We start from the raw sequence: 9,990 nt of genomic DNA, 5'->3' as shown, positions 1-9,990 counted from the left end.
TGGCTCCTCGAGCAGGACTCGAACCTGCGACCAATAGATTAACAGTCTACTGCTCTACCAACTGAGCTATCGAGGAAGATAGCGGTTGTGGCTCCTCGAGCAGGACTCGAACCTGCGACCAATAGATTAACAGTCTACTGCTCTACCAACTGAGCTATCGAGGAACAACGAACAACGGCGCGTATTCTAGAGGATGCTTCTTTAGTGTCAAGCGTTAGGCCTTTGTTTTTTTTGGAGTTTTTGGCTAAGTGAGTCGTCTTGCGGTGACCTGAAAGGGCCGTTAACGGCGGCAGCCGCAGAGCAGAGGGAACAAAATTGCCGAGGCTGTCAAAATGGGCACGAAAACTGCTGAAGGAGGGTGTTGGGCTGCAAAGCGTCAAAAAAACAACGAGGAAACCATGATTACGCTGGAAATGATCGATACCGGTGTCAAAATTGCCGGCGGTGTGCTGATCAGCGCGCTGATATTTTGGCTCTACCTGCGTCGCCATCGCACCCTGGACCAGAAGATTGTCGAGGACGTGCGCAAACGGCGCGAATTGTTCGAACGGGTGGCCGCGAACGTAGGTCGGGTACATCACGTTTATCAGCAGTATTTGGGCTTAGCGACCGAGTTCACACGCTATGGTCAGCAATGGCCGCGTAATCGACGCGAGGAAATGGCACGCGTTGGTCAGGAGTTGGTTGATGTGTTCCGTGAACTGACTGAAGCGGAAAGTACGCTGTTGCTCTTGGGCGAAAAGAAGCTGGAGCGTACGCTGCGCATCTATGGCTCCAAGATCGTTAACCTGCGGCGTCAGGTTCATGCCGAAAAACAGCAGTTCAGTGGTGATGAAATGCACGTCATCGACGAAGTTAAAAAGGAGATTTCGCAATTGCGTGAGAGCTTTTTTGACAACCTCAGCAGCCGCTATATGCCGCCGGCGCGTAAGTCTGCCTGATGGCTAAGAAACCCTGTCGTCGTTGTCAGCAAATACGCTATAGCGGTTTTGTGTTGGCCACCTTGATGTTGCTTGGCTATGGATTGATGCGCGCCCTCGGTAGTTGAGTGGCGCCGCTGTTCTGCTTTGCGTAGAATGCCCGGCCTCACGCTTGTCCGGGGTTCTGACTCAATCTGAAGTTGGGTCGTTGTGAAATAACCCCGTGCGCTTTTGGCAGAGGTTTCAAGGCTGTGACGCACGACGATCTCGAATATTCTTCCTATGTGGCCGGTCTGGGTTTGTCCAACGGCCATCTGCAATCCATTGTGCCGTCCGTTATGCGTCACGTCAGTGTGCCGTACCAGCGTCAGCGCCTGGAGCTGGACGACGGCGATTTTCTGCTGATCGATGAACTCGCTGCCGAGCAGGAAAACGCCCCTCTGGTGATTCTCAGCCACGGTTTGGAAGGCAATAGCCAGCGTGCTTATATGCAGGGCATGGCGCGTCATTTTCACGACGCCGGTTGGCATGTCTACGCCTGGAACTTCCGCGGCTGTGGTGGTGAATTCAATCGCCTGCCACGTTTTTATCACAGCGGTGCCATCGAGGATTTACGCGCCGTGATCCGGCTGGGAGTCGAGCGTGGTTTCCAGCGTATCTTTCTGGTCGGTTTTAGCATGGGCGGCAACCAGACGGTTTTGACCTTGGCCGAGCCGGATCTGGAACCGGAAGTGATCGGTGGCGCAGCCTATAGCGTGCCGCTCGATCTGGCAGCCTGTGCTGAGCAACTGGCCAAGCCGGCGCAATCACTTTATATGCGCCGTTTCCTGAAAGACCTGCGCGTCAAAATTGCCGACAAGGCTGAGCATTTTCCGCAGCTGATCAGCCTGGAAGGTTATGAGCAGCTGCGTAACTTTGAAGACTTTGATAACCGCTATACCGCGCCACTGCATGGTTTTCACGACGCTCAGGATTACTGGCAGCGCTGTTCGTCACGAACGGTGCTCAGTCGCTTGCAGCGACCAACCCTGGTCGTTAATGCGCTGAATGATCCGTTCCTGGCCGACGCTTGCTATATGCGGCCATCCGATGCCTCGGCTCATCTGTTGTTCGAAACCCCGCCCCGCGGTGGTCATTGCGGTTTTATCCGCTGGCGTCTGAACCAGCCGCTGTGGTCGGAAAAGCGGGCGCGTGCTTTTGCTCAGGCACTGCTGTGATGTCCAGCCAAGCGTTGTTATTGCTGTGCCGCCCCGGTTTTGAAAAAGAATGCCTGGCGGAAATCACCGCGGTAGCGGCTGGGCTCGGCCACAGTGGCTGGGCGCGTCTGGAAACCGATTCCGGCTTTATCCGTTTCGAGTGTGCCAGTGCTGAGCCGCTGTATCAGTCGCTCTCTCCCCTGGTCTTTGCCCGCGAAGTCTGGCCTGTGCTGGCGACCATCGACGACCTGCCGGCCGCCGACCGAATTACGCCCATTGTTGACGCCCTGAGTGCAGCGCTTGGCGCTGAAACAGCCACCTTTGGTCAACTGTTTTGCGATACCGCCGAAGGTGATGCCTACCGCGCCACCGCGCGCTTCGCCGGTAAATTTGTGCATCCGTTACGGCAGGCATTACGCAGCCAGAAGTTGTTATTGGCCAAAGACAACGCCTCGCGCCCGGCCTTGCATGCTTTTTTCCCCGATTCCGGTCGTGTCTGGCTGGGGGTGGATCGCCCAGCTTTGCGTCCGGCCTGGTCGATGGGTGTGGCGCGCTTGAAATTTCCCGCTGCGGCGCCAAGTCGGTCGACGCTGAAACTGGAAGAAGCGTTTCAGGTCTTTCTCGGTGCCGATTGGCGTGAGCAGCTGAGTCACGATCACAGCGCTGTCGATCTGGGTGCGGCGCCCGGTGGCTGGACCTGGCAGCTGGTACGTCGCGGTTTGCATGTCGATGCCATCGATAATGGCCCGATGAACGACGAACTGATGGCCACCGGCCAGGTGACCCACCATCGTGCCGATGGTTTTCGCTGGCAGCCGGAACATCCGGTCGACTGGCTGGTCTGTGATATGGTCGAGCAACCTTCCAGGGTGGCCGAACGCATGCTCGATTGGCTGGAAAATGGCTGGGCGCGCCAGGCGATCTTCAACCTGAAATTGCCGATGAAGCAACGTTGGGCCGGTTGGTGCGAGATTCGTGCACGCATCGAGCAACGCCTGGCAGAGCGTCGCTACCAACTGCAGGCCCGGCAGCTGTATTTCGACCGCGAAGAAATCACCCTCTATCTGGCGTTGGAGGAAAGCTTATGAGTGCTCATCACAGTGATCATGAACTCGATACCCGCGGACTGCGCTGCCCGGAACCGGTGATGATGTTGCATAAGCAGATTCGCACCATGGCGGCCGGTGAAACCGTCCTGATTCAGGCCACCGATCCGGCCACCCAACGCGATATCCCACAGTTCTGCGAATTTTTAGGTCATCAACTGATCGATCAGCAAATAGCGGGCGATGATTATCGTTACTGGGTGCGCAAGAAAGCCGACTGAGCTTGGGGTCGACTGAACCAGAACAGACGCGTCAGCAACAGCACACCGGCAGAACTCAGCCCCACGGTTAAACCGATCCAGAAGCCGGCCGCACCCATGGCCGGCACCAGCCTGTCGGTGAAGGTGAGGACGTAGCCCAGCGGCAGACAGAAACCCCAGAATGACAACACCATGATGTACATCGGCAAGCGCGTATCGCGATAGCCGCGCAAGGCGCTGATGCAGGTCACCTGGAAGACATCAGCAATCTGGAACAGCGCAGCGAAGGCCAGCAATCGAATGGTCACCGCCTGAACATCGGCCTCGCCGGTATAAAGGGTCGCCACCCAGGGCGCGCCGACATAAAGACCCGCGGCGTAGAATAGGGCGATCGCCAACGCCAGAATCAAGCATGAGCGGGCGACCAGGTGCGCCGTTTCAACCTGACGGGCGCCGATCAGAAAGCTGATGCGCAGCGTCAGCGCCATGCCGATGCTCAACGGCACCATAAAGATCAGCGACACCACATTCAGCGCTATCTGGTGACCGGCCACGACCACCGGTCCAAGGGGCACCAGAAACAGCGCGATCACCGCAAACATGCTGACTTCCACAAAGATGGTGAAACCGATGGGAATGCCCAGCTTCAACAGATACTTCAGATCAGCCAGGTTCGGCGCCGCCCAATCCTGAATCAGATGGAAGGCACGATAGGTTTTGCTGCGCTGCAGATAGATCAGCAAGCCGATAAAGGCCAGCCAGTTGGAAATGGCCGTCGCCCAGCCACAGCCAATACCGCCGTAAGCTGGCAGTCCCAGCTTGCCGTAAATAAAGATGTAATTCAGTGGCAGGTTAATGGCCGCGCTGATCAGCGAGAACACCATAAAGACCTTGGTGTGACCCAGACCGTCGGTCAAGCCGCGCAACGCAACCATCGCCAGCATGGCCGGCACACCCCAGACAAAAGCCTGCAGATAACCCAGCGTAATACCCGACGTCACCGGTTCCAGCTGACGCCAATCCAGAAAGGGCTGAACCTGGCCCAGCACAAAGACCATGATGACGCTGGCGGCCATGGCGACATACAGACCCTGCCAGGTTATCGGCATAATGCGATCCATGGTGGCACTGCCGCGATGGCCGGAAATGATCGGCTGCAGCGCACTCAAGGCACCGGCGAAGAACAGAAACAACGGCGACCATAGACTGGCGCCAATGCCAACGCCGGACAAATCTTCCGCACTGGCGTGACCGGCCATGACAGTATCGATGACACCATTGGCCATCAGCGCCAGCTGGGCGATCAAAATCGGACCGCCGAGAATGGCCAGGGTTTTCCATTCGGTCAGCGTGGTGCCGATCAGGCCAGCCCGGGTATCGGGCGAGGGTTGATGATCCTGATCCAAAGCGACCTCCGCTGGGCAACTAAAAAGGCAGGCTATTGTGCCTTTTTTTGGTGCATTGGCAATGAGGTTCATCAGCCTACTTGCCAGCGGCCGCGTAGCCGGTAGACTGCCGCCGCCATGAAACAACTTGCTGCTGAACATTGGGAAGCCGACGTCGATCGCCTGCTCGCCTGCCTGAACCCCTGGCTGAATCGTCAGTGGCAGACGCAGCTGGTCGCGGGCGTTGACGAGCCTGTCTATTTGCCGGCCAGCGACGACGCATCGTTGCATCGCATCGTCTTTGCCCACGGCTATTTCAATTCCGCTTTGCACGAGCTGGCGCATTGGTGTGTGGCGGGTGACGAGCGACGGTTAATGGAAGATTACGGTTATTGGTACTGTCCGGACGGGCGTAACGCCGAGCAGCAAGCGGCCTTTGAGCAGGTCGAGGTAAAACCCCAGGCGTTGGAGTGGTGGTTTGCGCGAGCCTGTGGGCGGCGCTTTCAGACCAGCCGGGATAATCTTGGTGGCGAGGCGACCGACAGTCGGCCCTTTCGCGCCGCGGTACAGCGCCAAGCTCAACAGTATCAACACAGAGGTTTGCCGCAACGGGCCCATCAAATCGTGCAGCTGTTGACGCACAACTTTGATCAGCCGTGGCCGACGGCGGCAGCTTTCAACACACCGCCAGACTGAGCGTCAGTGACTGTCGTGGCCGGCGGCGGAATTGATCACCGGACCGGCCGACTTGGCCAGCCAATCTTGCAAATCCTCCAGCGGCATTGGCCGTGCCAGCCAATAGCCCTGAATGGCACCGCAGCCGAGTCGATCCAGATGCTGGACGGTCGCTTCGTTTTCCACGCCTTCGGCGACAATATCCAATCCCAGCGCTTTGGCCAGTTGCACAATAGAACGGACCAGCACTTCAGCGGAGGCACTGGTCTGCAGCTGCTGCACAAACTGCTGATCGACTTTCAGACAATCGATTGGCAGCGCGTGTAAATAGGACAGCGACGAATAGCCAGTGCCGAAATCATCCAGCGACACCCGAATGCCGGCATGACGCAGTTGCGCCAGGTTGGCCACCGTGGGTGCCCAGTCGTTAATCAGCATCGACTCGGTGATTTCCACCGCCAGCGTACTGGGATCCAACTGATGATCGGCCAGGGTGCTGATCAGACGATGGGGTAAATTGGGGCGGGTCAGATCACCAGCGCACAGATTGATGGACACGCACAAGGGCCAGCCAGCCGTCTGCAATTCGGCGCTGGCGCGACAGGCGGCGGCTATCACCCAGTCGGTGAGAGCCGGCATCAGCCCGGTGCGTTCGGCGATGGGAATAAAGTCGCCTGGTGGAATGAAACTGCCATCGGCCTGAGGCCAGCGCACCAGTGCTTCGACACCGTACACCTGATTGGTACTCAGGCGTCGTTGCGGCTGAAAATGCAGCATCAATTCATCGCGCGCTATTGCCTGTTTCAAACGATAAGCCAAACGCAGACGTTCGGGTTGATAAGGATCGGTGTCGGCGCGGTATTCCAGATACAACCGGTTTTGAGTGATGGCCTGATCCACCGCCACCTGAGCCTTGCGGATCAAGGTACCCAGGGTGCGGCCATCCTCGGGCAGTCGCGACGAACCCAGCCGACACTGCACGGCTATATCGAGGCCGGGCAGGGCGATGGCTTCGTTCAGCGCGGCTTCGGCGGCATTGGCCAGATCGGCCAGCGTTCTTGCCTCGGGGCCGTTGTCCAGAATCATCAGGAAATTACGGCCTTCCACCTGAGCGATGCGGCGTGGATGCGGCTCTCCCGGGTTCAGCACGCGAGCGCCAAAGTGATGCAGCGGCAGGGACTCGATACGTTGCGCCGCGCTGCGGGTCAGTTGATCGACGTTGGATTCACCCAGGGTGTTGAGTAATTCGCGCAGATTATCGGGCCGGAAAATCACCAGACGTAATGGTTCGTCGCTCTCAATGCCATCGATGAACTGAGCAACCTGGGCCTTATTGGGCAAGCCGGTAATGGGGTCGCGCAACGCCTGGCGGGTGGTTTCTTCCTGATTGCGTGCCAGCGCCCGCAGCGCCCGTCGTTCGCGATCCAGGGCGTCACGCGCGGACGATTCAGCTTGTTTGAGACTGTCGGCGATAACCAGAGACAGGAGCGCTACGGCCATCACCAAGCCGGCGGGCAGCGCGTATTGAGTGATCGGATCGACCGGCAACCAACCCGCATTACGCGCCATGAATAACATGGCAGCTGCCAGAAATGGCAGCCAGGAGGTCAGGTAAAACAGCGCGATGCGTCGTTGCCGGCGTAACGCCAAGGCGCCCGTGGTCAGGCTGAGGCCGAGTAGCCAGATCAGATCGACCAACACGAAAACGCTGATCCAGCGATAACTGAGCCAGGGGCTGAGCAGAATGGGAATCAGGTTGATGATCAGGGTGAAGTTCAACAGGCGGTGCATCAAACCCAGTTGCCGGGTGCGCAGTACGCCCTGGGTAAACAGGATCAGCCCGATAAAACCGATGATGCCGAATTCCGGCGCCCAGTTAACCAGATGCACGGAGATGGCCTGGCCGAGCAAGAGTCGGCTGTGGCCGTTGAGCAAGGCGACACAGATGGACATGCCGAAGACAAACAGCAAGTAAGGCGGATAGATAGTGCGCCGGGTGCTGATCCACAGAAACAGATTAAACACCAGTACAAAGATGATAGCGCCGTAGAAAGTGCCCCAGATAAAATTCTGCGTTGGCAGTTGGCGATAGAACTCGTTTTCATCCCAGAGCGTGATCGGCGCCTGCACCGAACCCTGGCTGCGCAAACGTGCCAATAGAACGTAATGGCCGTCGTTGTAATTGAAAGACATCCCCAGATGCGGCTGGAAAGTCGCCTCATTCTGACTGGGATTGGGTTGGCGGTCGCCGTCGTAAAAGCGTTGGATGAGGGTGCCGTCTTTGATCAGCCAGGCGTCAATCCAATCGATGGTTGGATAATCAAACGACACCATGGCTTCAAAGCGCACTGGCTGTGAGCCACGATTGCTGGCAATGATCGGCATGGCCACCCATAGGCTGCTCCCGGTGTAGCCGATGTTAGGCGGCTGACCAGTGGGTGGCTGGAAGGCTCCAGCCTGGTAACGCTGATAGGCGTGCTGCCAATCGGTATCCGCCGCCGGATCGATCCAGGTGTGGCTGTAAGCAGCCATATTGACTCGATCAACATCAGGGAGCAGGACCAGTGAAGGCTCTGCCGCCCGGACCGATGCAATCACCAGAATCATCCAGACCGGGATGAACCAGTACTTCACAATTGCAGTCTCCTTGGCGGGAACCTCCGGCTCCCTAAGTGAACCTGGCGGTCCCGCCAGGTCTTCCCTATCGGTTGGTACGCGCTGCCCAATCCGAAAGCTAAGACTAGCGGCAGCCTCGCCAGGCAGCAAGGCCAGTCTAAAAGCGTCGTTCATTGACTGTTTTACACGCAGCGCTTGAGAAATTCGAGACTGGCCGAAAAATGCGCTACAATCGCCGCCCCTGGTAAGCGGCGCGCACTGACATCAGCGTGAGCGGCGTTGCCTGGGTTAATCGAACGCCCTGGTTGGCGATCGTGTTCTTTAATGGCTCGTTTGAGCAAAGCAATAAGGTTCTTGCCTTGGCAGCCTCAGTGCGCCGGGTTCGAACATTGGCAGGCCCCCATATTGCCGGCACTGGTCCGGTCGGGATGGCTATTAAGTAATCGACGCCCCAGCCGTTGAATCGCTGGCAGGCGCAAGCAATTAAGTGTGACTCTGTGACCAATCAATCTCGCAAACCCCGTAAACCCCGCTGGCATATCTCGCAATTCAAAGTACCCGAAGCTCCTGGCAAAGTCCGATTCCACGACCTCTTTCTGCCCATCGCTCTGATGCGCGCTATCCATGAGCTCAATTACGAATACTGCAGCCCGATTCAGGGCATGACTTTGCCCTATACGCTGGCCGGCCACGACTGCATCGGCAAGGCTCAGACCGGCACCGGCAAAACCGCAGCCTTCCTGATCACCGTTATTACCGATCTGATGGAGCACCGGCTGCCTGAGCAATACGCTGGCGAACCGCGCGCGCTGATTCTGGCGCCAACGCGTGAACTGGCGCTGCAGATTGCCGAAGACGCTAAGTTGCTGACCAAGCACAGCCGTCTGAAAGTGGCGGCTCTGGTCGGCGGTATGGATATGGACAAGCAGCGCAAGCAGCTGCAGGAAAGCCGCCTGGACATTCTGGTCGCTACGCCGGGCCGGTTGCTCGACTTTATGAACCGCAAGGAAGTCTTCCTCGATCAGGTGGAAACCCTGGTCATCGACGAAGCCGACCGTATGCTCGACATGGGTTTTATCCCGGACATCAAATCCATCGTGCGCAACACTCCGCGCAACGAAGAGCGTCAGACGCTGATGTTCAGCGCCACCTTCTCTTACGACATCCTCAACCTGGCCGAGCGCTGGACCAAAGATGCCGTTCGCGTGGAAGTCGAGCCCAAGGTGAAAACCGCTGAGCAAGTTGAGCAGCACGTCTTTTTGGTGACCGCCGAAGAGAAGTACAACCTGCTGCGTCATGCGCTGAAGCAGCCCGGTGCTGACAAAGTCATGGTCTTCGCCAACCGCCGCGATATTGTCCGTGACCTGAGCGATCGGCTGCGCAAAGACGGCATCCAGAACCAGGTACTGTCGGGCGAAGTGCCGCAAGCCAAGCGCGTCAAAACGCTCGATAACTTCAAAGAAGGCAAGGTGCCGGTCCTGGTCGCCACCGATGTCGCTGGCCGTGGTATTCACGTCGATGGCGTCTCCCACGTGGTCAACTACACCCTGCCGGAAGACCCGGAAGATTACGTACACCGCATCGGCCGTACTGGTCGCGCGGGTGCCAAAGGTCAGTCGATCAGCTTCGCCTGTGAAGACGACTCCTTCCAGATTCCGGCGATCGAAGACTACATCAAGCACAAGATCGACCTGGAACAGCCGCCGCAAGACTGGCTGCAGGATCTGCAGGCATCCGATGACGCAGACGCCGCTGAAGCGGCAGATAAAGCAGAAAAGATGGCAGCCGCTGCTGAGTCTGAGTCTCAACCGGTCGAAGATGACGACGAAGCCGCTTCCTTTGGCCCCGGCAACGAAGCCGAAAGCGAACGTCAGCAGGGCAACGTCTGAGTT

General features: G+C 57.8%; 8 protein-coding genes and 2 tRNA genes. 6 read left to right on the top strand and 4 right to left on the bottom strand.

The features are described from left to right. Positions 1-76: transfer RNA gene (locus ABMA60_RS11000), tRNA-Asn, on the bottom strand. A gap of 12 nt (positions 77-88) precedes the next feature. Then, positions 89-164, bottom strand: a tRNA-Asn gene (locus tag ABMA60_RS10995). Between the two features lie 234 nt (positions 165-398). Here ABMA60_RS10995 and ABMA60_RS10990 point away from each other — a divergent pair. The 4 genes from ABMA60_RS10990 (at position 399) to tusA (ending at position 3,443) form a co-directional block, all read left to right on the top strand. After that, on the top strand, positions 399-941 hold the full coding sequence (locus ABMA60_RS10990; RefSeq protein WP_392802827.1) for a hypothetical protein: 543 nt from the start codon (positions 399-401) through the stop codon (positions 939-941). Positions 942-1,171: 230 nt separating this feature from the next. Further along, a complete protein-coding gene (locus ABMA60_RS10985) occupies positions 1,172-2,137 on the top strand; it encodes a YheT family hydrolase (RefSeq protein ID WP_392802824.1) in 966 nt (321 codons plus the stop codon). After that, positions 2,137-3,204: a 23S rRNA (cytidine(2498)-2'-O)-methyltransferase RlmM gene (gene rlmM, locus ABMA60_RS10980; RefSeq protein WP_392802821.1), complete on the top strand. Its 1,068-nt coding sequence runs from the start codon at positions 2,137-2,139 to the stop codon at positions 3,202-3,204. Before ABMA60_RS10985 ends, rlmM begins: the two co-directional genes overlap by 1 nt. After that, on the top strand, positions 3,201-3,443 hold the full coding sequence (gene tusA / locus ABMA60_RS10975) for a sulfurtransferase TusA (RefSeq protein WP_392802818.1): 243 nt from the start codon (positions 3,201-3,203) through the stop codon (positions 3,441-3,443). Before rlmM ends, tusA begins: the two co-directional genes overlap by 4 nt. Here tusA and ABMA60_RS10970 read toward each other — a convergent pair. Then, positions 3,416-4,828: an MATE family efflux transporter gene (locus tag ABMA60_RS10970; RefSeq protein WP_392802815.1), complete on the bottom strand. Its 1,413-nt coding sequence runs from the start codon at positions 4,826-4,828 to the stop codon at positions 3,416-3,418. The genes tusA and ABMA60_RS10970 overlap by 28 nt on opposite strands. Before the next feature lie 117 nt (positions 4,829-4,945). Here ABMA60_RS10970 and ABMA60_RS10965 point away from each other — a divergent pair, with 117 nt between their 5' ends. After that, on the top strand, positions 4,946-5,503 hold the full coding sequence (locus ABMA60_RS10965; RefSeq protein WP_392802813.1) for an elongation factor P hydroxylase: 558 nt from the start codon (positions 4,946-4,948) through the stop codon (positions 5,501-5,503). A gap of 3 nt (positions 5,504-5,506) precedes the next feature. Here the strand turns inward: ABMA60_RS10965 and ABMA60_RS10960 are convergent, their stop codons facing one another. Continuing rightward, the gene (locus tag ABMA60_RS10960; RefSeq protein WP_392802811.1) at positions 5,507-8,116 is read right to left on the bottom strand and encodes an EAL domain-containing protein; all 2,610 of its coding nucleotides are present in this window, start codon (positions 8,114-8,116) and stop codon (positions 5,507-5,509) included. Positions 8,117-8,595: 479 nt separating this feature from the next. On the opposite strand from ABMA60_RS10960, the gene rhlB reads away from it, so the two are divergent. Further along, positions 8,596-9,987, top strand: a complete 1,392-nt coding sequence (rhlB, locus tag ABMA60_RS10955; RefSeq protein WP_392802809.1) for an ATP-dependent RNA helicase RhlB — start codon at positions 8,596-8,598, stop codon at positions 9,985-9,987. Positions 9,988-9,990: the final 3 nt, after the last annotated feature.

The sequence above is a fragment of the Saccharospirillum sp. HFRX-2 genome, from assembly GCF_043196805.1.
Classification (GTDB): Bacteria; Pseudomonadota; Gammaproteobacteria; order Pseudomonadales; family Natronospirillaceae; genus Saccharospirillum.
Note: the sequence above shows the minus strand (reverse complement) of the source record. Positions and strands in the feature narration are given on the sequence as shown.

What these genes read in the sequence shown, in the direction of transcription:
- ABMA60_RS10990 (WP_392802827.1), top strand. Translation starts at nt 399, where the DNA reads ATGATTACGCTGGAAATGATCGATACCGGTGTCAAAATTGCCGGCGGT.
- rlmM (WP_392802821.1), top strand. Translation starts at nt 2,137, where the DNA reads ATGTCCAGCCAAGCGTTGTTATTGCTGTGCCGCCCCGGTTTTGAAAAA.
- tusA (WP_392802818.1), top strand. Translation starts at nt 3,201, where the DNA reads ATGAGTGCTCATCACAGTGATCATGAACTCGATACCCGCGGACTGCGC.
- ABMA60_RS10965 (WP_392802813.1), top strand. Translation starts at nt 4,946, where the DNA reads ATGAAACAACTTGCTGCTGAACATTGGGAAGCCGACGTCGATCGCCTG.